We start from the raw sequence: 25,704 nt of genomic DNA, 5'->3' as shown, positions 1-25,704 counted from the left end.
AATCCCTGCTTGCGGCTCTAGCGTGTCAGCGATAGTATGAAAAAACAACTGAAAGTATAAAAAAGTGACTGAGCAGGCAAAATCCAAACGTGTGCGCTACGACGAAGGCTGCCTTGCGGCGCATGCGCTGAACCTGATTGGCGACCGCTGGGCGTTGCTTGTGGTGCGCGAATTGATGTTTACGCCCAAACGGTTCCAGATGATCCGCGCCGGTCTGCCGGGGATCACCGCGAGCGTGCTCACCGGGCGTTTGACGCAATTGGTGGAAATCGGCGTGGTGCTGCATGACACCCGGCTTGGGGTCTATTCCCTGAGCGGGCAGGGGCGGGGCCTGCTGCCGGTGCTGGAATCCCTGTGCCGCTGGGCGCTGATGATGCCGGGGCATGATCCGTCGCGATTTATCAGCCCGTCCGCCCTGATGATCTCCATGGGGGTGAACCTGATCCAAGAGCGCGCCGCTGGGCGCAGCCTGACTGCTGGCTTTGATTTCACCGATGAGGCGTTTGAGATGCGTCTGGATGGCGCGGCTCTTGAAACCCGCTTTATGATCCCGCCGCAGACCCCGTTTGTGATCACGGGGACGGGGAACACAATGGCGGCTGCGGTCTATGGTGCAAGGCCGCTGCCGGACCTTGTGGCGGCCAATATGGTCACTGTCAGCGGTGACATGGAGGCCGCGCAGGAGTTTCTGGCGCTGTTTCAGCTCGGAAAGACTTGATCGCGGGGTATTCTCCAAGATTTTCAGTCTCTTATTCAAAACGGCCATTTTTTTCAGTGGAAAGCCCGGAAAATGGCATTTCTGCGCTTGACGCCCCCCGCGACCTGCGAATATTACACCCCAACGTTCAGCCACGGTGCTGGACGCAACAGCAAGCGGTTGTAGCTCAGTTGGTTAGAGTACCGGCCTGTCACGCCGGGGGTCGCGGGTTCGAGCCCCGTCAACCGCGCCACTGTTGCCCTGCCTGAGGGGCCTCTTAGGAGGATCAGGACCGTCCCGGAGGGAAGCCGCTGGCCGAGGTCAGCAATGAAAGTGCGGTTGTAGCTCAGTTGGTTAGAGTACCGGCCTGTCACGCCGGGGGTCGCGGGTTCGAGCCCCGTCAACCGCGCCACTTTCACCCCGCCTGTGGGGCCTGTCACAAGGCATCAGGACCGTCCCGGAGGGAACCCGCTGGCCGAGGTCAGCACTGAAAATGCGCGGTTGTAGCTCAGTTGGTTAGAGTACCGGCCTGTCACGCCGGGGGTCGCGGGTTCGAGCCCCGTCAACCGCGCCACTTTCACCCTTCCTCTTTAAATCTCTTAAAAGACAGACATCTGATGCCTCAAAGCGCGATCACTGCGGTTTTGCCTTTTCCTGTGCGGGCGCTGGCGACACAGTGGGGGTGACCCCAGCCATCCGTTCACAGATGAGAGCCAGCCCATGTCTTTGCCCGAAAGCCCCCCTGAAACCCAACCCACGATCCGCGTGATTGCGATGCCGACCGACACCAACCCGGCGGGCGATATCTTTGGCGGCTGGTTGATGAGCCAGATGGACCTTGCCGCAGGCACCATTGCTGCGCGGGTGTCAAAAGGGCGTGCCTCCACCGTGTCGGTCGAAGAGATCCAGTTTCACCGCCCGGTTCTGGTTGGCGATGAGGTCTCGCTTTATGCGGAGATGCTAAAGATAGGGCGGACCTCGATGCGAATACGGGTCCGCGCGTGGCGGCGGGCCCGTCATCAGGAAGAGACCCAGCAGGTGACCGAGGCGATCTTTACCTTCGTGGCGCTGGATGACCACGCGCGCCCAAGGCCGGTGCTGCGCGCAGAGGAATAAGAGCCGCGTTTATTTTAACGATCGTATCGTCCGACCGTTAGGTCGGACAGCCCCCTCCCTAGGTCGGCGGCTGTCCTTGTGGCTTAGCCGGGGGCGCTGAGTGCCCCCGGGACGCTTTATGCCTTGCTCAACGCATCTAGGACACGCGCCCAGGAGCGGATACCTTTATGGAAGCTCTCTAGGTCATATTTCTCATTCGGAGAGTGGATCGCGTCATCCTCATTGGCAAAGCCGATCAGCATCGCGTCCATTCCGAGGATCGACTTGAAATAGCCTGCCACAGGGATGGACCCGCCCATGCCTGAGAACACGGCCTCGCGGTTCCATTCCTCGGTCAGCGCGCCACGGGCGGCCTCAAACTCGGGGCGGGTGGTGTCGATGACGTAGGCAGGCGCTCCATCCAGATCGAGATCCCATTTCACGGTGCAATCTGTGGGCAGGCGATCCTCGACATGTTTGCGGATCTTCTTGCGCAGTGCTGCCGGGTCCATGTCACCCACCAGACGACAAGTGATCTTGCAATGCGCCTCGGACGGAATCACCGTCTTGGTGCCTGCACCCTGATAGCCGCCCCAAAGACCGTTGATCTCCAGCGTCGGACGGGCCCATTGCTGTTCCAGCACGGAATATTTCTTCTCGCCATGCGCTTCGGTGTAGCCCGCATTGGACAGGTAGTCTTTTTCGTCAAAGCCGCAGCCTTCCCACTGGCGCAGGATATCGGCGGGCACCTCATGCACCCCTTCATAGAACCCCTCCACGGCGACGGCACCGGTTTCGGTGTCGTGGAGAGAGGCGATGATGTGGGACATCTCGCGCAGCGGGTTGAGGCCGGGGCCGCCGTAATGGCCGGAATGCAGGTCGATCTTGGGGCCGATCAGGGTGAACTCATCCTTCATCATACCGCGCAGTTGCGACGCCACCGAAGGCACCCCGCGCGCTACCATCGACGTGTCGCAGATCAGGGCAATATCCGCCGACAGCTCTTCCTTGGCCGCATTGAGGAAGGGGATCAGCGAGGGTGAGCCGGATTCCTCTTCACCCTCAAAGAAAAAGGTGATGCGGCAGGGCAGGGTGCCATGCACCGCCTGCCAGGCGCGGCAGGCCTCCACAAAGGTCATCAGCTGGCCCTTGTCATCTGATGCCCCACGGCCCCGGATCACCGTGCCATTGGCGGTCTCTTCGAGCTTGGGCTCAAAGGGCGGCGTGTTCCACAGGTTCAGCGGATCTACCGGTTGCACGTCGTAATGGCCGTAAAACAGCAGATGCGGCCCGTCGGTGTTTTCTTCGCCCACATGGCCCACCACCATGGGGTGGCCCGGAGTTTCGCGCTTTTCGGCCTTGATGCCGATGGAATTCAGATCCTTCACCAGCCAGTCAGCGGCGGCGTCGCAATCGGCCTTATAGGCGGGGTCAGTGGAAATGGAGGGAATACGCAAAATCTCCAGCAGCCGGTCGGTGGCGGCGGAAATATCGGAATCGATCTTATCGAGAACCGGGGTAAGGGACATGGGTCGCTCCTGAAAATAGTGCCTGCCCGCACCGGGCGCGATGACACATCGACAGGGCCGGGCGGGTCTCGGGACGGAGCCTAGCAGCGCAATATGACAAGGGCCAGTCGCACGATTGTATCAAAACACCACCAGCGGTTTCCGGCGGGCGCGGGGTTTTTGCACGCACGGCACCCACGCAAAACCCGTTGCAGAACAAAGGTTTCCTATCCGCAACACAGCCCGCCCCCTGCGGCGTTTTGCGCGCAGGATGCATGGCAGCTTTGATGGTCCGCATGCTTGCCTGAAGTTCAGAATGGTTCTAAAACCTCTGAAAGGTTTATTTGACCTGTATCAAGGATGATGGGGGCCGTGACACTCTATCACGTTGATGAGGACAAAGGTGCCGGTTAGACACCGCAACAAGGATCGCGGCGTTTGTTGCCCCAAGGGGCAGGTCGGGATCAAGACGCAGCCAGGCCGGATTGGCACCGGCAGACAGCTATGGAGATGACGGTGGACTATACCGCACAACTCGACGCAGCGATTGAACGCCTTCACGAAGAAGGCCGCTATCGGACGTTCATTGATATCGAACGCCGTCGCGGTCAGTTCCCGCATGCGGTCTGGACCCGCCCCGATGGCAGCGAACAAGAGATCACCGTCTGGTGCGGCAATGACTACCTTGGCATGGGCCAGCATCCGGTTGTGCTGAAGGCGATGCGTGAAGCAATCGACTCCACCGGTGCAGGCTCGGGCGGGACGCGCAATATCTCCGGCACCACGGTCTATCACAAAGAACTGGAAACCGAGCTTGCCGATCTGCATGGCAAGGAGGCAGCGCTTCTGTTCACCTCCGCCTATATTGCCAATGACGCGACCTTGTCGACGCTGCCCAAGCTGCTGCCGGGTCTCATCATCTATTCCGACGCGCTGAACCATGCCTCGATGATCGAGGGCGTGCGCCGCAACGGCGGCGCCAAGCGGGTCTTCCGCCACAATGACGTCGCCCATCTGCGCGAGTTGCTGGAGGCCGATGATCCCGCCGCGCCCAAGCTCATCGCCTTTGAAAGCGTCTATTCAATGGATGGAGATTTTGGCCCGATTGAGGAAATCTGCGATCTCGCCGATGAATTCAACGCGCTGACCTATATCGACGAGGTGCATGCGGTGGGGATGTATGGCCCGCGGGGTGGGGGCGTGACTGAGCGCGACAACCTCGCGCATCGCATCGACATCATCAACGGCACCCTCGCCAAGGCCTATGGCGTCATGGGCGGCTACATCGCCGCCTCCGAGAAAATGTGCGACGCCATTCGCTCTTATGCGCCGGGTTTCATCTTTACCACCTCGCTGGCGCCTGCGATTGCGGCAGGGGCGGCGGCCTCAGTGCGCTATCTGAAGACCGCGCAGGAGCTGCGCGACAAGCATCAAGAACAGGCGCGTTACCTGAAGACACGCCTCAAGATGATGGGCCTGCCCGTTATCGACCACGGCAGCCACATCGTGCCGGTGATTGTCGGAAATCCGGTCCACACCAAAAAACTGTCGGACATGCTGCTGTCTGATTTTGGCATCTACGTGCAGCCGATTAACTTCCCGACCGTGCCGCGGGGCACCGAGCGTCTGCGCTTTACGCCGTCTCCGGTGCATGGGCCCGGCGAAATGGACCACTTGATCCGCGCAATGGATAACCTTTGGTCGCATTGTGCGCTAAATCGCGCCGAACTGGCCGGATGAACCTAAGCTAAGTGTTCATTAAACAGAATTGTGTTATTCTTTCATCAATGAAACTGCGCTGACGAATCGGGAATCGGTTGGTACAGCGTAAATGTCGCAAAACGGCAGGACTTGATGGGACAGCAGGCATGATCGGGCGCCTAACGCAGCGCACTTTTGGACGTCGTGAAGATACCCCGGAACCGCCACGCGGTTTCGACGATTTCGAGTTGCGACTTGGCGACATGATGCGCGGTGAACGCGCAACCATGGGTAAGTCTCTGCTGGATGTACAACGCGAACTCCGGATCAAAGCTTCTTACATCGACGCGATTGAAAACTGCGACCCGACCGTTTTTGACACGCCCGGCTTTATTGCAGGGTATGTGCGCTCCTACGCCCGCTATCTGAACATGGACCCGGAAAAGGCCTTTGCGGGCTTTTGCGCCGAAAGCGGATTTTCCGTCGCCCATGGCATGTCGTCCGAGGCATCGGTGCGCAAACCCCGTGATATGGCCGCCGTCAGCAGCAATGGTCTTGGCGGCGATGCCTTCAGCAATTCTGCCACGCCATTTGTACCGGTGACCGACAGCTTCCTCAGCCAGATTGACCCGCGCGCCATCGGATCGCTCTTGGTTCTGGCCACTGTGATCGGTGGTCTGGGCTTTGGTGGCTGGAAAATTCTGCACGAGGTGCAGCAGGTGACATTCGCCCCTGTCGAGCAAACGCCAGAAGTTCTGGCGGAGCTTGACCCATTGGCCAGCGCGACGCTTGCAGCGGCAGAACTGACCGAGGATCCCGCGACCGAGGCGCTAGACCGTCTTTATCGCCCACAGGCGCTTGATGTGCCGGTGCTGGTGGCACGTGATGCGCCGATCTCCACCCTCGATCCGCGCGCCCACGGCAATTTCGCCGGGTTTGAGCAGCCGGGTATTGTCTTGGCCGACGCCATGGTGCCCGCAAATGAATACACCGACCTCGCGGTGCCGCAGGTTCTCGAAGACCGCGCGCCTTCGGTTGAAATGATCGCCGTACGCCCCTCTTGGGTTCAGGTCAAAGCGGCCGATGGCTCTGTGATCTTTGAAACCATCATGGAGCCGGGACAGACCTTCGAGGTGCCGCTGACGGAGGATGCGCCACAGCTACGCACCGGCGAGAGCAGCGCGATCTACTTTGCGGTCAACGGCCAGCACTACGGTCCCGTCGGTGGGCGCGGGCAGGTCACTAAGAACGTCGACCTCTCCCCCGACGCTCTAAGCGGACGCTTCCAGATCGCCGATCTTGAGGCAGAACAGAATCAGGCGCTTGCCACTATGGTGGCCCAGTTGCGCGCCACCCAAACCAACCCGGTCACCAACTCCGACTGATCAATACCGCGTGTATCGCGCCGGGATGACCCATGGATTTGCACAACGCCCCGGACAGCCATTGCAGGCTCCGGGGCGTCGGCCTATCTAAGGGGCACGCGACACGCAGGACGAGGCAGCCATGTCCATGAATCACATCCGCCCCTGGCGGAACATCGAACGCCGCAAGAGCCGCCAGATCCATGTGGGCAATGTGCCCGTCGGAGGCGATGCGCCCATTGCGGTGCAGACGATGACCAACACATTGACCACCGATATCAAAGGCACCATCGCGCAGGTACAGGCCGCCGCAGAGGCTGGCGCTGACATCGTGCGCGTGTCGGTCCCGGATGAGGCCTCAGCCCGTGCACTCAAGGAAATCGTGCGCGAAAGCCCGGTTCCGATCGTCGCCGACATCCATTTCCACTACAAACGCGGCATTGAGGCTGCAGAGGCGGGGGCGGCCTGCCTGCGCATCAACCCCGGCAATATCGGTGATGAAAAGCGTGTGGCAGAGGTGATCAGAGCCGCCCGCGACCATAATTGTTCAATCCGCATCGGTGTGAACGCGGGCAGCTTGGAAAAACATCTGCTGGAAAAATACGGCGAACCCTGCCCGGATGCGATGGTCGAGTCTGGTCTCGACCATATTAAGATCCTGCAGGATCATGATTTTCACGAGTTCAAGATCTCGGTAAAAGCCTCTGACGTCTTCATGTCGGCTGCCGCTTATCAGATGCTTGCGGATGCCACCGATGCGCCGATTCACCTCGGCATCACCGAGGCCGGAGGGCTGATGTCCGGCACGATCAAATCCGCAATCGGCCTTGGTCAGCTTTTGTGGATGGGGATCGGCGACACCCTGCGTGTGAGCCTTTCGGCAGACCCGGTCGAGGAAGTCAAGGTGGGCTTTGAAATCCTCAAATCCCTCGGGCTGCGCCACCGGGGCGTTAATATCATCTCCTGCCCCAGCTGCGCGCGTCAGGGCTTTGACGTCATCAAGACGGTTGAGGCATTGGAAGAACGGCTTGAGCACATCAAAACCCCGATGAGTCTGTCGATCATCGGCTGTGTCGTGAACGGCCCGGGCGAGGCCTTGATGACCGACGTGGGCTTCACCGGCGGCGGGGCCGGCTCCGGCATGGTCTATCTGGCGGGCAAGGCCAGTCACAAAATGTCCAACGACCAGATGATCGACCATATCGTGGAAGAGGTCGAGAAAAAAGCCGCCGCGCTGGATGCGCAAGCGGCTGAGGAGATCAAAGCGGCGGAATGACGCCCTGCATCTTCTAACCCCAAATATCCCGGGGGTCCGGGGGCAGAGCCCCCGGCGAGTGGATCAACTGCGATTTTCGCGAATAGTGTCGATCATGATCTGAAGCTGATCTGCGGGCAGATAGCCCCGCAGCATCTCGTCTTCCAGAACAAAGGTCGGCGTGCCGGAGATCGACAAGGTCTGTGCCAGAGTGCGGGTGCGCTGGATCTGGTCCGTCACCTCCGGGTCATCCATCTTGGCAAGGATTGCATCCGCATCCAGTGACAGACCTTCAGCCATGCGGCGCAGCGCGACCTCACTAGGTTCCCCCTGAAAGGCAATCAACGTGTCGTGGATGTTCTTATAGGCCTCGTCACCAGCAACCATTTTGGTGGCCACTGCAAAACGCGAAGACACCATGGAGGCTTCCCCAAGGATTGGGAACTCCTTGACGACAAAGCGGATATTCTTGTCAGCTGCCAGCAATGCCTCGACTTCAGGCGCGGCCTTGCGGCAATAGCCACAGCGGTAGTCCATGAATTCGACCAAGGTGATGTCACCTTCGGGGTTGCCCCCCACCCAGGAATAGCCATCGTCCTGCAATTCCTGCAGGTTGGCTTTCACCAAGGCATCATCGCGTGCCGCTTCGGCCTGTTGTTGCTGTTGTTCCAGCACATCCACCGCCTCAAGGATCACCTGCGGATTTTCCAGAAGATAGCTGCGTACAGCCGCGCCAAAGGCCTCCTGCTCGCCGGGGGTCATATTGTCGAGGTCAAGCGCCCGCGCCGCCGGAGCGGTGAGAGAGAGCGCGCAGGCCGCCATCAGGGCCATGCGTGTCGGGGCAATCATTTTTGTTTCCTTTTCTCGTCTTGTTCAAAGGCAATCAGAACATCTTGGGCCCGGCGCCACGCCGGAGACCCTTTTGCCAGCAGGCTCATTGCGCGTTTTGCGTGTGGGCCTGCATCTTTCAGCCGCCCTTGCAGGGCGTAACGCTCTGCGGTCACAAGGGCGGCCATACCGGTTTGTTTGGTCTGGGCGTAAGCCAGCGACATATCACGCAGCAAGGTTGCGTTGCGAAAATCGAGACCACGCGCCTTTTCCATCGTCTTGAGTGCCGCGCGCGGATTGCCTGCAGCGAGCTCTGCGCGCCCAAGGCTCGCAAGGATCAGCGGTTCATTTGGGGCCAGCTTTGCCGCGGTGCCAAATGCCGCGACGGCCGCCGCCCAGCGGCGGTTCTCATAAAGGATTTGCCCCCAAAGCTCATGATAATAGGCATCCTTGGGGCGAGAGGCCAAAAGCGCCTGCATTTCTTTTTGGGCGCGGCCAAAATTGTGCTGGCGATGCTGCGCCACAGCCAGACGCATCCGCTTTACATCCGCATAGGTCTCGGAAGAGCTGCGCCGTTTGGTCCAGCTCGGTGCACGGGTAAACGCAGAAAGCTTACCCTGCACCCGCGCCAGCCAATAGGCGGCTTCGGGATTGGTTGCAGGACCGTCACCAGCGCTCGCCACATAGGCCTCGGCCGCGCGCATCCGGTCACGGGTCAGCGGGTGCGACCGCATATAAGGATCTTGCGACGAGGCGCTGAGCGCCTCTTGTCCGGCAAAGATGCGGTGCAGGTCGACCATTCCCTTGGGATTGATCCCGGCGGCGGTCAAAAACCCGATAGCGGAGCGGTCGGCAGAGGATTCTTCGGCGCGGGTGTGGGACAAGAAATTGCGCAGTGCCGAAGATTGCACACCAAAGGCCACGCCGGCGCCAGCCTCGCCGCCACCCGCAATCGCGGCCAGCATCCCAAGCGCCGTGCCCAAGCCCGCAGCGGTGCTCGCAGACCGCATATTCTGAATGCGCCGCCCGATATGGCCATTGGCGATATGCGCGGCTTCATGGGCCAGAACCGCCTGCAACATTTCAGGCGTTTCCGCCTTTAGGATCAGGCCGTAGTTCACAAATATTGCGCGATGATCGATCACGAAAGCATTGAAACTGCTGTCATCTACCACCAGAATCCGCACCCGTCGCGGACTAAGACCCGCCGCGGTCAGGATGGGACGCGCCAGTTCGGTCAGACCGTTTTCGATATCGGCGTCGCGCAGCAGCCGGATGGATTGGGCCTGTGCGGCGAATGGGGCCAGCGTCAGCGCCGCCACCAAGATCAGACCCTGCGTCTGCATAGATCCCGACCGGCCTCTGACCGCGTGGGAAAGAAGTCGAAACAGGCGTGCACACGGGATTGACGCCAGAGAGAATACGCGGTCAAAACTCATGGCCGCACCATGGGAGATCAACATGCGAAACTCAAGCCGGTCCAAGGTCGATCCCTTCATTGTGATGGATGTGATGGAAGCTGCCCGCAAAGCGGAGGAGCAGGGCCGTCATATCATCCATATGGAAGTGGGCCAGCCCTCTACGGGTGCGCCAGAGGCCGCGCGGCGGGCGCTTGCCGATGCGTTGGAGCGTGACGCCATGGGCTATACCGTTGCACTTGGGCTGCCCGCGCTGCGGCAACGTATCGCACGGCTTTACGGCGAATGGTATAATGTGGACCTGAACCCGGAACGGGTGGTGATCACCCCCGGCTCCTCGGGGGCGTTTATCCTGAGTTTCACATCGCTCTTTGACAGTGGCGACCGGGTTGGCATTGGCGCGCCGGGCTATCCGTCCTATCGCCAGATCCTGAGCGCCCTTGGCATGCAGCCCGTGGATATTCAGACCGCGCCCGAGCATCGCCTGCAACCGGTGGCCGATGATATTCGCGACCAGAACCTTGCCGGATTGATGGTGGCAAGCCCCGCCAACCCCACCGGCACCATGCTCGACAAACCGGCGTTGGCGGCGCTGATGGAGGCCGCGCACGCTGAAGGCGCGAGCTTTATCTCTGACGAGATCTATCACGGCATTGAATACGAGGCTAAGGCGGTGACGGCGCTGGAAATCTCGGATGACGCCTATGTCATCAACTCCTTTTCCAAGTATTTCTCGATGACCGGCTGGCGTGTCGGCTGGATGGTGGTGCCCGAGGATCATATCCGCACCATTGAGCGGATCGCGCAGAACATGTTCATCTGCGCCCCGCACGCCAGTCAGGTCGCGGCCCTCGCCGCGATGGATTGCGGCGAGGAGCTGCAAGCCAACCTTGCCGTTTACGCGAAAAACCGCGCTCTAATGCTTGAGGGGCTGCCCAAGGCGGGGTTCACCAAAATCGCACCGCCGGACGGGGCGTTTTATGTCTATGCGGATGTTTCGGACCTCACCGATGACAGCCGTAGCTTTGCCGCAGAAGTGCTTGAAAACGCAGGGGTCGCGGTGACGCCGGGATTGGATTTCGATCCCGTACGTGGTGCCACCACGCTGCGGTTTTCCTACGCGCGCTCTACCGCAGACATCGAGGAAGGCCTTGCACGGTTGAAGACCTTTATGGAGGCGCGGGCGTGATACGACTGTTTGCGGCACGCCTAACGACTTGCCTGATCCTGACCCTGTCGATCCTGTCGCCTGCTGCGGCGCTGGCGCAGGGGTTTTCCGCATTGGCGCGGGTGCTGCCCGAACAAAGCAGCCTTATGGACAAAGGGTCAGATGTGGAGCTGCAACTGGGCCTCAGCCAAGGGGTGCCATACCGGATTTTTGCGCTGCGCGACCCCTATCGGCTGGTGTTGGACTTTCAGGAAGTGGACTGGACCGGGCTGCAGCTAGAGACATTTGATCGCTCCGAGACAATCGAAAGCGCGCGGTTTGGTGGCTATGTGCCCGGCTGGTCGCGGATGGTGCTGAAACTGACAGAGCCGATGCAACTGCGCACGGCCGCGATGAATATCGACGCAGAAACCAGTGCCGCAACCCTTCTGGTCAGGCTTGCGCCGACGGATGCAGAGACCTTTGCCGCCACCGCAGGTGCACCACATGATCCACGTCTCGATCTGCCAAATGCCGCTGAAATCACCACAAATGCGCCCCGCGATGAGGACGCGCCCTTGGTGGTGATGATCGATCCGGGTCATGGCGGCCTTGATCCCGGTGCTGAGGCCGAGGGGGGCATTGCGGAAAAAGACCTGATGCTGGCCTTTGCCTATGATCTGGGAGAGCGTCTGGTGCGTTCTGGTGCGTTTGAGGTGCTGTTGACGCGGGAGGGTGATTATTTCGTCTCGCTCGAACGCCGGATTGCCATGGCGCATCAGCAAGGCGCGGATCTGTTTATCTCTCTGCATGCAGATGCGGTCACCGAGGGCATGGCCCATGGGACGGTGGTCTACACTTTGTCAAAAGACGCCTCCGATGTGGCCTCTGCCAAGCTCGCAGAGCGCCACGACCGCGCCGATTTGCTCTCAGGCAGCGATCTGACTGCTGCAGATGATGAGGTCACGGACGTGATGCTCGATCTGGCCCGCCAAGAGACCCACCCGCGCAGCACGGCCCTTGCGCGTTCGGTGATTGAGGCCCTGATGGAGCAGGGCGGACCGGTCAACCGTCGCCCGCTGCGATCCGCTGGGTTTTCGGTGCTGAAATCCGCCGACATCCCGTCCATCCTGATCGAGCTTGGGTTTATGTCCAGCCCGCGCGATCTGGAGCTGCTTACTGATCCCGACTGGCAGGCAAAAACGGCGCAAAGCATTCTGAATGGTTTGCTGGCATGGCGCGAAGAAGACGCCGCCCGCCGGGCCTTGGTGCGCCAATAGCGGCGCGCCCTTCGGCCCCGGAGCAAAACGCCTTAGTGCAATAGCCCCAAGCGCCGGGCAATTTTGCCGGCCAGGCGGCGCATGGGCTGCGGCAGCTTGGCTCCGAGCTTGCGCAGGGCAGAGCCGATTATCGGCTGCTGGGTGGTGGCTTGTGCCCCGGCAGGGGCACCAGACTGCGGCGCGGGGGCGACGAAATGCGCGCCTCTGCGCACCACCACGGTCAATGCGCCGCCGGGGTAGCGGATGAAATCATTTCCTTCGGGCGTGTAGATCGCATCTGGGCGGCGCTTGGCCTTCTTTGGCGAGAAACACTTGGAAAACACGATATCACCGCCCGCCGCTTTGACCGCGACCTGCAATCCTTCGTTGGTGAAGAAAATCGTATGCGGGTCGTGGCGGCTGCTCAGTTTTAGATGACTCAGACCACCTTGCGGCACCTCAATCAGTAGATGCCCATCCGGCTTCAATGCCGCCAGCAAGACCCTGAGCGTGGCGATCAAATCGCCAACCGGCAGGTGCTCCATTGAATGCGATGAGACGACAGCGTCAAAGTGATTTCTGGGCAATTCCTGCAGCGCTACATATTGCGTTGCGTTGATATGCGAGAGGTATTTTTCGCTGTCTTTATCGGGTTCAAAAGCGGCAATTTCCTTGGCGTTGGACAGATATAGCAAATATCCGGGACCGCTGCCAAAATCGAGCAACCGTTCCACCGGGTTGCCCAAATCGCGCAGCAGATCCAGCTGCCGTGTGCCGCGTTTGAAATAGCGCGAGAGCTTGGGGCTTTTTTTCTCGGGTGGCTTCCGAGAAATAGAGGTTCGGCTCCATCATCCGGTCGCGGCGGTTGGACCGGGAATATTCTGTCTCATAGTAGCCGTCCAGCAATGCGCCTGCGCCGGGAACGTATCCTGACCCGCAATGCGTGCAATATTCGACCACGGTTGATGCGAACGGTTCGACCTCTGAGGGGTAGCTGCTGAAGTATGCGACACTGTTTTCTTGGCAGATCGGACAGCTCTTTTTGGGGGGCAGAGGTTCGAATGGATGCACGTCAAATTCCTGAGGCTATTGGGCGGCGAGGATTTTCTACCAGCTATCTGAACCCACGAAGGGGAGGCAAGACAGAAGTTTCCCCGGACTCGACCTGTTGCTTCCGGGTCGAATTTCACACCATCCCGCCGTCGTCCTCAGGGATCTGCCCTGTGGGGCGGGCTTACATGCTTGGCGCTGCAGCATGATGCGACGTGCCATCATCTTCCCCGCAATTTATCGCCGATTTCGCTGGTTTTTGCCGGTTTATGCCCTCATATCCCAATCTGAGGGTACAGGCGCGCTGGCATCTGCTAAGCTGCGCGCTACCTCCTAACCGGTGGTGCCTTTGGTGCCGCCATAACTCGTTTTGACCCTTGTCACCTTGCCCCCTATAAGGGGCCGCATCGTGCGAGAGAGGCCCACACTGTGATCAGATTCATTCTGTCCATCTTTGGATCCATATTCAGTACCATCACCCTTGGCATTGGGGTTATGGCCCTGTCCATCGGGGCGATTTTCTGGGTCTATGGCCGGGATTTGCCGAGCCATGAATCACTGGCGCAATACCAGCCGCCAACCATCAGCCGGATTTTCTCGGGCGAGGGGCAGTTGATTGACGAGTTTGCCAAGGAACGCCGCCTGTTCACGCCCTCGGATGAAATTCCGGCGCTGGTGAAACAGGCGTTTATTTCGGCCGAAGACAAGAACTTCTACTCTCATGCTGGCTATGACGCGCGCGGCATTCTAGCCGCTGGTATTGAGGCGGTAAAATCGCGTGGTCAAAACGTCCGCGGTGCCTCCACCATTACCCAGCAGGTGATGAAGAACTTCCTGCTGTCCGGCGACCGTCGCGCGGAGCGTAAAATCAAAGAGATCATCCTCGCCACACGGCTGGAGGAGACGCTGTCCAAGGATAAGATCCTGGAGCTGTATCTGAACGAGATTTTCCTCGGTCAGAACTCTTATGGTGTGACGGCAGCGGCGCAGACCTATTTCAACAAAACGCTTGGCGAGTTGGAACCGCATGAGGCTGCGACGCTGGCGTCGATGCCCAAAGCGCCCTCCGACTACCATCCGGTGCGCGAACATGAACGCCTGCTCAATCGCCGCAACTACGTGCTGCGCGAGATGAAAGAGAACGGCTACATCTCTGAAGCCGTTTATAAAGTGGAGCGCGACCAGCCGCTGCGTTCGGTACAGAACGGTGATTTCGACGCCTTCCGCACGGCGCTGCCGCCGCGTGACTACTTTACCGATGAAATCCGCCGCCAATTGTCTGTCGACTTTGGTGAGGGGGAGTTCTTTACCGGTGGTTTCACCATCCGCGCCACCATCGACGAGGAAATGCAGACAGAAGCGGCCCTAGCCATGCGCAAGGGGCTGGAACAGTTCGACCGCAGCACCGGTGTCTGGCAAGGTCCGATCGCCGAGATCGCCCCGGAGCTTCTGGGCGAGGAAACCAGTTGGCGCGAGGCGCTGAGCAATTCCGATGCCTCCCGCGATATCATCACCGAGGATGGCGCATGGCTGCCAGCGGTGGTTCTGAAGGTCGAAGACAATGCGCTGACCATCGGGGTTGAAAGCGTCGAAGGCACCGGAACCATTCCACGCTCTGACATCAAATGGATGCGCGGCAACTTCTTTGACAACTTCAAGCCGGGGGATGTGATCCACGCGATGGCAATCCGCGACGGCGACAGTGTCAAACACTGGTCTGCCCGTCAGGTTCCAGAAGTGCAGGGCGGTTTTGTCGCGATGGACGTGAACTCTGGCCGGGTTCTGGCGATGCAGGGGGGCTTTTCCTACCAGCATTCGGTCTTTAACCGCGCCACACAGGCGCAGCGTCAGCCGGGTTCCAGCTTCAAACCCTTCGTTTATGCGGCGGCACTTGATAGTGGCTATAGCCCCGCAACCATCGTGATCGACGCCCCCATCGAGGTGAACACACCGCAGGGGGTTTGGCGGCCCAAGAACTCCAACCACAAGTTCTATGGCCCCACACCGCTGCGCACCGGGATCGAGATGAGCCGGAACCTGATGACCATTCGTCTGGCCCAAGAGGTCGGTATGCCGGTGGTGGCGGGCTATGCTGAGCGCTTTGGTGTCTACGACAACATGGGCACCTTCCTCGCCAACTCCCTCGGCGCGGAAGAGACCACTCTTTATAAGATGGTTGCAGCCTATGCGATGTTTGCAAATGGCGGCGAGCGGGTTGAACCGACACTGGTAGACCGCATCCAGGACCGCTTTGGCCGGACGATTTATCGCCATGATGATCGCGATTGCGTCGATTGTAGCTATACGGAGTTGGAACAGGGCATCGCGCCCAAGATCGTGACCAACCGCGAACAGGTGATGGACCCGATCACCGCGTACCAGCTGACCTCCATGCTCAAAGGTGTGGTGGATCGCGGCACCGCTTCCAGCGTTATCAATCTGCCAGTGCCCACCGCAGGCAAAACCGGGACCACCAATGACGCGCGGGATGCGTGGTTTGTGGGCTTCACATCGAACATCGTGGCAGGTTGCTATTTTGGCTATGACAACCCGCGCCCGATGCGGGGCGGTCGTGGATACGGTGGCACGCTTTGTGGTCCGGTGTTCCAGCAGTTCATGCAGAAGGCGACCGAAAAATACGGTGGCGGCCCGTTCGAGGTGCCTCCCGGTGGCCACTTCATCAAGATCGACCGCTACACCGGTAGCCGTCTGCCCAATGAAGCTGGGGGGGCCAATGTGGTGGCGGAGTATTTCCGCGACGGCGAAGAGCCGATCTTTGGTCTCGCCTTTGATGGGGGCTTTGGTATGGGCTCCAACCTGCCGCTCTTTGAGGAGGTCACCGAATCCGGGCGTCAGGTCACCACCTCCAGTGGCGGCACCGCCGTGCTGGGGCCCAAGGCCACCTTTGGCGACGTAAGCTCTGGCGGGCTTTACTAACCATCCCCAATCGTTTTGATGCGGGCAGGCGAGAGATCCTCGCTTGCCCGCACTCTTGTAGTGGTCCCGGACGTGCGGTATCACCCATTCTCAAACAAGATTTCAAGGAATGCTCATGCGCGCCGAGATCCAGACCATCGTGGCCGATATCGAAAAATCGCTCGACCTGCTTGCCCAGCGGATGAACTGGGAAACGGCGGAATTCCGGCTTGAGGAATTCAATGCGCGTGTGGAAGATCCCAACCTCTGGGATGATCCAGCGGCGGCGCAAAAGCTGATGCGGGATCGTCAGTCTCTGGTCGACGCAATCGACACCTATAAGGGCATTCGCCAGGACCTCGACGACAGCGTTGAGCTCATTGAGCTTGGCGAGATGGAAGAGGATGACGAGGTCGTCAAGGACGCCGAGGAAACCCTGAAAGCGCTGAAGGAAAAAGCCGCCCAGAAAGAGCTGGAAGCGCTTCTGGATGGCGAGACCGACCCCAACGATGCCTTCCTTGAAATCAAGGCAGGCGCGGGCGGCACCGAGGCTTGCGACTGGGCGTCGATGCTGGCGCGAATGTATGTGCGTTGGGCCGAGAGCCGGGGCTTTAGCGTTGATCTGCAGGAAGAGCAGGCCGGCGCTGAGGCGGGTATCAAATCCGCCACCTATCAGATCAAGGGCCACAACGCCTATGGTTGGCTGAAATCCGAGAGCGGCACCCACCGGTTGGTGCGGATTTCGCCCTTTGGCAAGGGCACGCGCGAAACATCCTTTGCCGCCGTGGGTGCCTATCCGGTGATCGACGACAATATCGAGATCGAGGTCAACCCGGCCGACATCCGCATCGACACATACCGGTCATCCGGTGCGGGCGGTCAGCACGTCAACACCACCGACTCTGCGGTGCGGATCACCCACGAACCCACGGGCATCGTGGTAACCTCATCCGAGAAATCGCAGCACCAGAACCGCGACATCGCCATGAAGGCCCTGAAATCGCGTCTCTATCAGTTGGAGCTTGATCGTCGCAACGCCGAGGTGAACGCCCTGCACGAGGCCAAGGGCGACGCGGGCTGGGGCAACCAGATCCGCTCTTATGTGATGCAGCCCTATCAGATGGTCAAAGACCTGCGCACCAACCATGAGACCGCCGACACCAAAGGGGTGCTGGATGGTGATCTGGATGGATTTATGGCCGCGACACTGGCGATGAAAGTCGCCGGCAAAAGCCGCGCCGACGCTAAGAGCGAAGACTAAGGCCATGCGGATACCTGCGCTGAAGTGTGTCATGGTCACGTGGCTGCTTTTCGGAGGTATCCTTCCCGCAGCGGGAGAAGATCGCGCCTCTACTCCGGAAACAACTGAAGAGGCGTTGCTGACTTACCTCGGTGGCGATGGCTGCGTGATCGGGCCGCATAGCGCCGACGCTGCCATGGCGGCGGGGCTTGATGGGGACGCACTGGAGGCCCTCGGCGCACGGCTTCTGGCGGATGGATCTGCAGAGCAGCAACGCGACTGGACTCTGCTGGGCCCAGAGGTCTGCACGATCCGGTTTCCGGATGTCACATCAGAGCTGACGCTGAACAGTCCCGAGGTTCAAGCCACCTTGCAGAGAGACTTGTGGGTGCCTTCTCTCGAGACGATTCAACACCTTGGTGAGACGTCAGAAACGCTTAGGGAGTTTGATCTGTCGTTGCGTGATTTTGAGGAAGAAGGCATTTTGGCTGACGAGTTGCGCAAGGCCGGCATAGACCCGGATGACCTCGCCGAATATGTTGAGCGCTATCCTTGTGTCGTAGACGCCTCCGCTTTGATGAAGGAGTTGAAAGAGACACGCGGTTGGCCAGAAGAGCGCAGCTTTCGTGCGTACGCGAAGCTCATAGCTGCTGGTGTGAAGTCAGGAGAACTTGTGTTTTTTTCCAAAAGCCCCCTGCAAACGCCACCTGCCATGATGCTGACAACGCCTGTTTGTTGGTCGGACGAGGATATGGAGGCCATAGCCCATGATCGCACCATTCGGGAACAGTATTTCGATGCCTTCATCAGGCAGATCAGCGAAAAGACCTCCTGTGAAGGAGGCGCAGTTTCTGATGCAATAATTGGTGGTGCAGCGAACAAGCTTTGGGCAGAATTGGCAGATGAGAAGCCCGAAAATGCCTGGATCGGGGTTGACGTGCTTTGGGGCGCTATTGGCGCCGGATGGTTTGAGGGCGCGTCATTCTCCAACAAAGGTACGCCGCGTCCGCCGTTGTGTCGCTTCTAGGCCGCGCGTCCCATTGGGTCTCTTCAGTGTGCGTCGCCGCATTGACCTGACGGCCAAAGCCCCTTGCTGGCGCGAATGGCTCCCGCCTCCGGTGCAGGCATCATAGATGCCCTTCCGGCGTTGGGCGCCCTGACGGGCGCGCTGCGGGCGCCTGTGATGACGGGCGGGATCAAGCCGGAAATTGACAATCGGGGATGCGTGCGAAACGGTGAGCAAAATTGCTGTGAGGAGATCCGATGCTTGTAGATGTGAACCTTCCGCTCATTCTCCTTGCGGCTTTGATCGCCGTGGCCAGTCCCGGTCCTGCGACGCTTGCCCTTGCCGGGACCTCTATGGCTTCTGGCCGGGCCTCGGGGCTTGCATTGGCTGCGGGTATCACCACCGGATCTCTGACATGGTCGGTTGCTGCCGCAATGGGTCTTGGGGCCGTTATGCTGGCGCATGTCTGGATCTTTGAGATGGTGCGCTATTTCGGTGCCGCATATCTGATGTATCTGGCGTATAAGGCGGCACGATCTGCGCTCTCCAACAAGGACTTGGCCACGAAGTCCTTTGCGGGTGGAAAACGCTCCCTTTATGCAAAGGGCTTGGCGCTCCATCTGACAAACCCAAAGGCAATATTGTTCTTTGGGTCTTTGTTCTCTCTTGGGGTTCCAGCTGGAACCGGCGTACAGGACCTGATGATTGTCATTGCAGCGGTTGGGGTACAGAGTGCGCTGGTGTTTCACGGATATGCGCTGCTTTTCTCATCGCAGAGCATGACAAGGATTTACCTCAAACTGCGCCGTGGGTTTGAAGGGGCATTTGCGGTTGGATTTGGTGCCGCCAGCATCAAGATCCTGACAGCGCGCATCCAGTCGCCGTAGGTTTTCACCTGTGGCGCCTCGCCTGAATGACGTGCGCGGCAAAGGTGAGGCCTATTCCTGCCAATTCTAAGTTTCGTGCAAATTATAGATGCATGTCATAGGCATCTATTTATCAACGGCTGCGCATCGGACATTCTGCAGCACGGCAGAATTTTAGGGGCTTTTCAGACCGTTATCGGCGTCCTAGGCTCTCAGCCATATAGACTGAGAGGAAATTGCGATCATGCTTTGCGACAGGACAGCCACCGAGATTTTGCAGGACCTTGCGCGCGGGTCGCTGACCGCCGAGGCTTTGATGGAAGCCACGCTTGCGCGGATCGCTGAGCGCAACCCGGAACTCAATGCGATTGTTGCCCTGCGCCCGGCCGAGGAACTGATGGCAGAGGCGCGCGCAGCAGATGCGGTGCCGATGGATGAGCGCGGTGTGCTTCACGGTGTGCCAATGGCAATCAAGGATCTGTCCAATGCAAAAGGTCTGGTCTGCGCGCAGGGATCGCCGATCTTTGCGGGGCAGGTGGCGCAGGACGATGATATCTTTGTGGCGCGACTGCGCGCGGCGGGCGTGATCGTGATCGGCAAGACCAATACGCCTGAATTTGGCCTTGGCTCGCACACCTATAATCCCGTCTACGGCGCAACTGGCAATGTGGTGGACCCAAGCCGGTCTGCGGGGGGCTCTTCTGGCGGGGCTGCGGTTGCGCTGGCTGCGGGGATGGTGCCGCTGGCGGATGGCTCTGACATGATGGGGTCCCTGCGCAATCCGGCGGGCTGGAATGAGATCTACGGCTTTCGCCCGACCTGGGGCTGGGTGCCGTCTGAACCGGTTGGCGATGTCTTTTTGCACACGCTGGCCAGCAATGGGCCGATGGCGCGCACACCCGATGATCTGGCGCTGCTGATGGATGTGATGTCTGGCGGCGATCCGCGCCTGCCATTGCACCGCGGGGCCGAGAAAGTGTCTCCGCTCAGCCCACCTAAACCGCTGCGGTTGGGCTGGCTTGGCGATTGGGGAGGGGCCTATCCGATGGAGGAGGGCATCCTCGACACCTGCGAAGCGGCCATTGCAACGCTGGAGGGGCAGGGCCATCAGGTTGATCGTCTGGCACCCCCTTATCCGGCTGAGAAAATCTGGCACAGCTGGATCACGCTGCGCTCCTTTGCCGTGGCGGCGGGCTTGCGCGCGCTGAAAGATCGGCGCGATCAATTGAAAGAGGCCGCTCTTTGGGAGCTTGATCGTGGGCTGGGGTTCTCGGGTCAAGAGGTGCAAGAGGCGTCAGATTTGCGTGCGGGCTGGATGCGTGCGGCTGCACGTATGTTTGACAGCTATGACGCGGTGCTGTTGCCAAGCGCGCAATGCTGGCCCTTCCCGGTGGAATGGGACTACCCGAAAGAGATCGCAGGACAGGCGATGGACACCTACCACCGCTGGATGGAGGTTGTGGTGCCCGCAAGCCTCCTTGGGCTGCCTGCGCTTGCGGTGCCAGCCGGACGTGGCGGGCCGGACCAGCTTCCCATTGGTCTGCAAATCATCGGCCCCCATGGCAGCGACACGCAGATCCTCGGGCTAGGGCAGGAGTATCACCGGGCGCGCTCGGCCACATAGCCGCCACCTAACACTCAGCTCGGACAGGCCAGGCAAAAGGGAGCAAGATGACGCAAACCATAGAAACCACCGCCCCCATCACGCGCCCATTGGGCGTGCCAGAGTTGCGACGCGTCAGCTGGGCAACATTGAAGCAGGCACTCGGTGGGGGCTGGCGCGATTTCTGCGCCAAGCCCATCTACGGCCTGATCTTTGCCGGGTTCTACGTGCTTGCAGGCTGGTTCATGGCTTGGGTGACGCTTCGGACGCAAACCAGCTATTGGCTGGTTCTTGCGGCCATCGGTTTTCCACTGATCGGCCCCTTTGCGGCGGTGGGGCTATACGAGGTCTCTCACCGGATCGAGCAGGGGCGCAGGCTGGATGCGGGGCGGATCTTTGGCGTGATCTTTGAACAAAGTCGCCGCCAGTTGCCATCCATCTGCGCCATTATCATCGTGGTGTTCCTGTTCTGGTTCTTCCTTGGCCATATGATCTTTGCGCTGTTTCTTGGTCATATGCCGATGGTCAATGTCTCCACCTCGTCAGAGGTGTTCCTGACCACGCAGGGGGTGATGATGCTGGGGGTGGGCACGGTGGTCGGCGCGCTCTTTGCGCTGCTGATCTATATGATCACCGTGTTGGGCTTGCCGCTGCTGCTCGATCGCGAGATCGATTTTGTAACAGCGATGATCACCAGCTTTGCCTATGTGCAGGCAAACCCGCTGCCGATGCTGACATGGGCTGTGATGATTGCCGCGCTGACCTTTGTTGCGCTTTTGCCGGGGTTCTTCGGCCTGCTGATCGTGCTGCCGTGGCTTGGGCATTCCAGCTGGCATCTCTACCGGCTGCTGCGGGTCGAGGAGGACGCTACTTAAACGGTGTGCCCAGCTGCAACAGGCGGCGGTGAAAGGGAATGATCTCAGGCGCGGTGGTAAAGCCGCAGCCGCGCGCCGCCGCAATGGCGGTGCTGACATCATTGCCCAGATACTCATAGATCATCCGCAGCACCCGCTCGCCGCTTTCGCTTTCGCGGATGGTGCGTGCGACATAACCGGTCCAGAGGCTGTTTTCCGCCGCTGAGACCCGCGCAAGATAGTTGAACGAATAGGTCAGCGTGTTGCGGCGGCTCAGCACAAAGGCCACCCCATCTTCATGGCAGGTCATATAGCCGCGATACTCGCGCGAGGGGCCATGGGTGGACAGCCCTTGATAGCGCATGCCGGCGCGCGGCTCATATCCGCGCACATAGGTGACACCATCAATGCGTTTCACATGCACGATGCCCAGAACGTAACTCTCATCGCTGATAAAACTGCGCCGGGTGAAGCGATAAAACCCGGTTGGAAACACATCTTCGGTGACGCGCATCAGGCCTGCGTCGATAAAATCCTTGAGGTAGTCACTGTGCAGCGCGCTGCCTTCCGGACGGTCGAGGGTTTCCACCGGGGCCAGCAAAATCCGCGCATCGACCTCAAAAAAGTTGCAGATCCGGTCCAGTACATCGGGGCGGGGAAAGCTCTCACCTGAGAGGTAGCGGTTAAACTGCGTCCGGTTGATGCCAAGGCGCCGCGACAGTTCCGAAATGGACGGGTACTCCCGAGCGAGACTGCGCAGATTGTCGCCGAACACTGTCCTTAATTCTGCGGGGGATCGGGAGCTTTTTAACATGTTTGTTCCGGGATAGCGGCGTGATGGTTCACAAGGGCATCATGAGGTGACGCGAGTTAGGTTCAATTGCGGAGTTTATGACGCTGTAGCGTATCAATGCCGACACAAATTGCAATTCCCTATTCGAAACTTTGGGATGTTTGACTTCCGTCTTTTGACGCAGAATAGAGTCGGGCAAAAATGGGGTCCGCAATGATCGGGGTTGTCGTATGGGCCGATACCGCAAAGTCAAAAGCGGTCATCTGGTGTGAAGATCAAAGAGATTTAGCCTACTACATGCAGCAGGAGGAGGTCGCTGATGCGATTTCGCTGCAAAAGGGCGATCTGGTAGAATTTGAAAGCCGGTATGAAAGCGGTGTGCGCATGGCCGGCGGCGTACAAGTGGTTGAACCAAGTGCTGAACCGAGCCTTGCGGAGGTGCTGCGCGCGCGTAAACGCGGCGAACAGAACCGCAGTGAGGAGCCGGTTGATACCGCCCATCAGGGCGCAGAGGTGGCCACCCTGTCGATCCCGGAACGATGTAGTTCCCGTGTTGAGGGACGCCGCAGTACCGGTGAACGCAAAAGCGCAAAAATTCTGCCTTTCCCGGAATTGCTGCGCGCTTAACGATTACGTCTCAGGCGACCCCGGATCATAAAGCGGACACAAAAAAGCGCACCATTTGGTGCGCTTTTTGTTTTTACACGGGCTGAAATGCGCAGCGGTTATTCACCGCGCAAAAGTGCGGCAACGCCGGTGCGGGCGATCTTGGTCAGACCCAGCGGGCGCATCAGATCGGCAAAGGCATCGATCTTGTCGGGCGTGCCGGTGATCTCAAAGATGAAACTGTTGAGTGTGGTATCGACCACTTTGGCGCGGAAGATATCCGCAAGCCGCATCGCTTCGACGCGCTTTTCGCCTTCGCCGACCACTTTGACGATGGCCAGTTCACGCTCCACAAAGGGGCCGGCCACAGTGAGGTCGGTGACCTCATGCACCGGCACGATGCGGCCGAGTTGCGCCTTGATCTGTTCGATCACCTGCGGCGTGCCGGTGGTGACCACGGTGATACGTGACAGATGCCCGGTGTGGTCGACTTCGGCCACGGTGAGGCTGTCGATGTTGTAACCACGGCCTGAAAACAGCCCGATGACGCGCGCCAGTACGCCGGGCTCGTTTTCCACCAGCACAGTGATCGTGTGCCGCTCCTGCGTGTCGGAGAAATTCGGGCGTAGGTTATAGGCGGAGTGCTTGGAAGCACCTTTTTTGATGTGTAGGGCAGACATGTCAGTCCCTTTCCTCGAAATATCGGGGCAAGGCGCTGCGCGCCTTGCAAGCAAATCTCAGATGATCAGACCAGAACCGCGCCGCCGGACTGGATCACGCCCTGCGTCTCGGCTGCGCCCAGCAGCATCTCGTTATGGGCTTTGCCCGAGGGGATCATCGGGAAGCAGTTTTCGTGCTTTTCCACCAGACAGTCAAAGATCACCGGCCCGTCGTATTCAAGCATCTCCATGATCGCATCATCCAGATCCTTGGGATCTTTGCAGATGATACCCTTGGCCCCAAAGGCTTCGGCGAGTTTGACAAAATCGGGCAGCGCTTCGGACCAGCTGTGCGAGTAGCGCTCACCATGCAAAAGTTCCTGCCACTGGCGCACCATGCCAAGGCGTTCATTGTTGAGGATGAACTGTTTCACCGGTAGGCGGTACTGGGTTGCGGTACCCATTTCCTGCATGTTCATCAGCCAAGACGCCTCGCCTGCGACGTTGATGACCAACGCATCCGGGTGGGCGATCTGCGCCCCGATAGAGGCAGGCGTTCCATAGCCCATGGTGCCCAGTCCACCGGAGGTCATCCAGCGGTTTGGATCTTCAAAGCCAAGGAACTGCGCTGCCCACATCTGGTGTTGGCCGACCTCGGTGGTGATGTAGCGATCCCGACCCTTGGTCAGCGCCTCCAGACGTTCCAGCGCGTATTGCGGCTTGATGGTGGTCTCTGACATCTCGTAGGTCAGGCACTTCACCGCGCGCCACTCGTCGATCTGGCCCTGCCATTTCGCCAGTGCCTCGGTATTAGTCTTACGACCGCGGCTTTTCCAGACCTTCAGGATATCCTCAAGCACATGGCCCACGTCGCCCACAATCGGGATATCGACGCGGATCACCTTGTTGATCGAGGAGGGGTCGATGTCGATATGGGCCTTTATCGATTTGGGGCTGAAGGCATCGATACGGCCGGTGATCCGGTCGTCAAAGCGTGCGCCGACGTTGATCATCAGGTCGCAGTCATGCATCGCCATATTAGCCTCATAGAGACCATGCATCCCGAGCATGCCAAGCCACTGTTTGCCGGACGCCGGATAAGCGCCAAGCCCCATCAATGTCGAGGTGATTGGAAAGCCCGTGGCCTCAACCAGTTCGCGCAGCAGCTGGCTGGCGGCAGGACCTGAGTTGATGACACCCCCACCCGTGTAGAACACCGGGCGTTTGGCGGTCTCGATTGCGGCAACCAGTTCGGTGATCTCTTCCATATCGCCCTTCACGACGGGCTGATAATGCGAGGCCGACGGTTTTGGCGGCTGATAGGTGCCGGTGGCAAACTGCACGTCCTTTGGCACGTCAATCAGCACTGGGCCGGGGCGGCCAGAGGTGGCAACGTGGAAGGCCTCATGGATGGTGGAAGCCAGAGTATTGGTGTCCTTCACCAGCCAGTTGTGCTTGGTGCAGGGGCGGGTGATGCCCACGGTGTCGGCCTCCTGAAAGGCGTCAGAGCCGATCATGAAGGTCGGAACCTGACCTGTGAGAACCACCAGCGGGATGGAATCCAGCAACGCGTCCGTCAGGCCGGTCACCGCATTGGTGGCACCGGGGCCTGAGGTCACAAGCACAACGCCGGGTTTGCCGGTGGAGCGCGCATAGCCTTCGGCGGCGTGCACCGCGCCCTGTTCGTGACGGACCAGAATGTGGCGAATGTCATTTTGCTGAAAGATTTCATCGTAAATGGGTAGGACAGCGCCTCCGGGATATCCGAATACCGTGTCCACGCCCTGTTCTTTGAGGGCTTGAACAACCATTTTTGCGCCGGTCATTTCACGTGTCATC

The 25,704-nt window shown here is 59.6% G+C and carries 21 protein-coding genes and 3 tRNA genes; 17 read left to right on the top strand and 7 right to left on the bottom strand.

What is annotated here, in order from left to right:
- The first annotated feature begins 64 nt into the window (after positions 1-64).
- The 5 genes from K529_RS09145 to K529_RS09125 all read left to right on the top strand — a co-directional run bounded on the left by K529_RS09145 (position 65) and on the right by K529_RS09125 (position 1,813).
- The gene (locus K529_RS09145; protein ID WP_005622858.1) at positions 65-718 is read left to right on the top strand and encodes a winged helix-turn-helix transcriptional regulator; all 654 of its coding nucleotides are present in this window, start codon (positions 65-67) and stop codon (positions 716-718) included.
- A 155-nt stretch (positions 719-873) separates the two neighbouring features.
- Positions 874-950: transfer RNA gene (locus K529_RS09140), tRNA-Asp, on the top strand.
- An 82-nt stretch (positions 951-1,032) separates the two neighbouring features.
- Positions 1,033-1,109: transfer RNA gene (locus K529_RS09135), tRNA-Asp, on the top strand.
- Between the two features lie 85 nt (positions 1,110-1,194).
- A tRNA-Asp gene (locus K529_RS09130) sits at positions 1,195-1,271 on the top strand.
- Positions 1,272-1,417: 146 nt separating this feature from the next.
- Positions 1,418-1,813 carry an acyl-CoA thioesterase gene (locus K529_RS09125; protein ID WP_005622856.1) on the top strand — a complete coding sequence of 132 codons (396 nt, stop codon included), beginning with the start codon at positions 1,418-1,420 and terminating at the stop codon, positions 1,811-1,813.
- 116 nt (positions 1,814-1,929) lie between these two features.
- Here the strand turns inward: K529_RS09125 and K529_RS09120 are convergent, their stop codons facing one another.
- Complete coding sequence (locus K529_RS09120) at positions 1,930-3,321, bottom strand: dipeptidase (protein ID WP_005622854.1); 1,392 nt, start codon at positions 3,319-3,321, stop codon at positions 1,930-1,932.
- Between the two features lie 495 nt (positions 3,322-3,816).
- Between K529_RS09120 and hemA the strand changes: the two genes are divergently transcribed.
- The 3 genes from hemA (at position 3,817) to ispG (ending at position 7,641) form a co-directional block, all read left to right on the top strand.
- Positions 3,817-5,040 carry a 5-aminolevulinate synthase gene (hemA, locus tag K529_RS09115; protein WP_005622852.1) on the top strand — a complete coding sequence of 408 codons (1,224 nt, stop codon included), beginning with the start codon at positions 3,817-3,819 and terminating at the stop codon, positions 5,038-5,040.
- 128 nt (positions 5,041-5,168) lie between these two features.
- Positions 5,169-6,386 carry a helix-turn-helix domain-containing protein gene (locus tag K529_RS09110; RefSeq protein WP_005622851.1) on the top strand — a complete coding sequence of 406 codons (1,218 nt, stop codon included), beginning with the start codon at positions 5,169-5,171 and terminating at the stop codon, positions 6,384-6,386.
- Positions 6,387-6,507: 121 nt separating this feature from the next.
- On the top strand, positions 6,508-7,641 hold the full coding sequence (gene ispG, locus K529_RS09105) for a flavodoxin-dependent (E)-4-hydroxy-3-methylbut-2-enyl-diphosphate synthase (protein WP_005622848.1): 1,134 nt from the start codon (positions 6,508-6,510) through the stop codon (positions 7,639-7,641).
- Positions 7,642-7,704: 63 nt separating this feature from the next.
- Here the strand turns inward: ispG and K529_RS09100 are convergent, their stop codons facing one another.
- Positions 7,705-8,469 carry a DsbA family protein gene (locus K529_RS09100; RefSeq protein ID WP_005622846.1) on the bottom strand — a complete coding sequence of 255 codons (765 nt, stop codon included), beginning with the start codon at positions 8,467-8,469 and terminating at the stop codon, positions 7,705-7,707.
- Positions 8,466-9,911 (bottom strand): M48 family metalloprotease, encoded by a 1,446-nt coding sequence (locus K529_RS09095; protein ID WP_080929595.1) that lies wholly within the window; start codon positions 9,909-9,911, stop codon positions 8,466-8,468. The genes K529_RS09100 and K529_RS09095 overlap by 4 nt, the downstream gene beginning before the upstream one ends.
- Here K529_RS09095 and K529_RS09090 point away from each other — a divergent pair.
- Complete coding sequence (locus K529_RS09090; protein ID WP_005629858.1) at positions 9,910-11,055, top strand: pyridoxal phosphate-dependent aminotransferase; 1,146 nt, start codon at positions 9,910-9,912, stop codon at positions 11,053-11,055. The two genes, K529_RS09095 and K529_RS09090, sit on opposite strands and share 2 nt — an antisense overlap.
- Positions 11,052-12,293, top strand: coding sequence for an N-acetylmuramoyl-L-alanine amidase (locus tag K529_RS09085; RefSeq protein ID WP_005629856.1), 1,242 nt, complete (start codon positions 11,052-11,054; stop codon positions 12,291-12,293). Before K529_RS09090 ends, K529_RS09085 begins: the two co-directional genes overlap by 4 nt.
- A 32-nt stretch (positions 12,294-12,325) precedes the next feature.
- On the opposite strand, the gene K529_RS09080 is transcribed toward K529_RS09085, so the two are convergent.
- Positions 12,326-13,027 carry a class I SAM-dependent methyltransferase gene (locus K529_RS09080; RefSeq protein ID WP_227512598.1) on the bottom strand — a complete coding sequence of 234 codons (702 nt, stop codon included), beginning with the start codon at positions 13,025-13,027 and terminating at the stop codon, positions 12,326-12,328.
- A 724-nt stretch (positions 13,028-13,751) separates the two neighbouring features.
- Here K529_RS09080 and K529_RS09075 point away from each other — a divergent pair.
- The 6 genes from K529_RS09075 to K529_RS09050 all read left to right on the top strand — a co-directional run bounded on the left by K529_RS09075 (position 13,752) and on the right by K529_RS09050 (position 21,828).
- A complete protein-coding gene (locus K529_RS09075; RefSeq protein WP_005610116.1) occupies positions 13,752-16,259 on the top strand; it encodes a penicillin-binding protein 1A in 2,508 nt (835 codons plus the stop codon).
- A gap of 115 nt (positions 16,260-16,374) precedes the next feature.
- Complete coding sequence (gene prfB / locus K529_RS09070; protein ID WP_005610118.1) at positions 16,375-17,499, top strand: peptide chain release factor 2; 1,125 nt, start codon at positions 16,375-16,377, stop codon at positions 17,497-17,499.
- 175 nt (positions 17,500-17,674) lie between these two features.
- Complete coding sequence (locus K529_RS09065) at positions 17,675-18,505, top strand: hypothetical protein (RefSeq protein ID WP_131664984.1); 831 nt, start codon at positions 17,675-17,677, stop codon at positions 18,503-18,505.
- 236 nt (positions 18,506-18,741) lie between these two features.
- Positions 18,742-19,371 carry a LysE family translocator gene (locus K529_RS09060; protein WP_005610121.1) on the top strand — a complete coding sequence of 210 codons (630 nt, stop codon included), beginning with the start codon at positions 18,742-18,744 and terminating at the stop codon, positions 19,369-19,371.
- 223 nt (positions 19,372-19,594) lie between these two features.
- Positions 19,595-20,974 (top strand): amidase, encoded by a 1,380-nt coding sequence (locus K529_RS09055; RefSeq protein ID WP_005610124.1) that lies wholly within the window; start codon positions 19,595-19,597, stop codon positions 20,972-20,974.
- Positions 20,975-21,021: 47 nt separating this feature from the next.
- A complete protein-coding gene (locus K529_RS09050; RefSeq protein WP_005610127.1) occupies positions 21,022-21,828 on the top strand; it encodes a DUF2189 domain-containing protein in 807 nt (268 codons plus the stop codon).
- On the opposite strand, the gene K529_RS09045 is transcribed toward K529_RS09050, so the two are convergent.
- Positions 21,821-22,582 carry a helix-turn-helix domain-containing protein gene (locus tag K529_RS09045; protein WP_005610130.1) on the bottom strand — a complete coding sequence of 254 codons (762 nt, stop codon included), beginning with the start codon at positions 22,580-22,582 and terminating at the stop codon, positions 21,821-21,823. The two genes, K529_RS09050 and K529_RS09045, sit on opposite strands and share 8 nt — an antisense overlap.
- Before the next feature lie 231 nt (positions 22,583-22,813).
- Between K529_RS09045 and K529_RS09040 the strand changes: the two genes are divergently transcribed.
- Positions 22,814-23,227, top strand: a complete 414-nt coding sequence (locus K529_RS09040; protein WP_005610133.1) for a hypothetical protein — start codon at positions 22,814-22,816, stop codon at positions 23,225-23,227.
- A 98-nt stretch (positions 23,228-23,325) separates the two neighbouring features.
- On the opposite strand, the gene ilvN is transcribed toward K529_RS09040, so the two are convergent.
- Together ilvN and K529_RS09030 are read right to left on the bottom strand one after the other, a co-directional pair.
- Positions 23,326-23,886: an acetolactate synthase small subunit gene (gene ilvN, locus K529_RS09035; RefSeq protein ID WP_005610137.1), complete on the bottom strand. Its 561-nt coding sequence runs from the start codon at positions 23,884-23,886 to the stop codon at positions 23,326-23,328.
- Between the two features lie 65 nt (positions 23,887-23,951).
- On the bottom strand, positions 23,952-25,703 hold the full coding sequence (locus K529_RS09030) for an acetolactate synthase 3 large subunit (protein WP_005610140.1): 1,752 nt from the start codon (positions 25,701-25,703) through the stop codon (positions 23,952-23,954).
- Position 25,704: the final 1 nt, after the last annotated feature.

This window comes from Tritonibacter mobilis F1926, from assembly GCF_000376545.2.
Classification (GTDB): domain Bacteria; phylum Pseudomonadota; class Alphaproteobacteria; order Rhodobacterales; family Rhodobacteraceae; genus Epibacterium; species Epibacterium mobile.
This window is presented reverse-complemented; position numbering and strand designations above follow the sequence as displayed.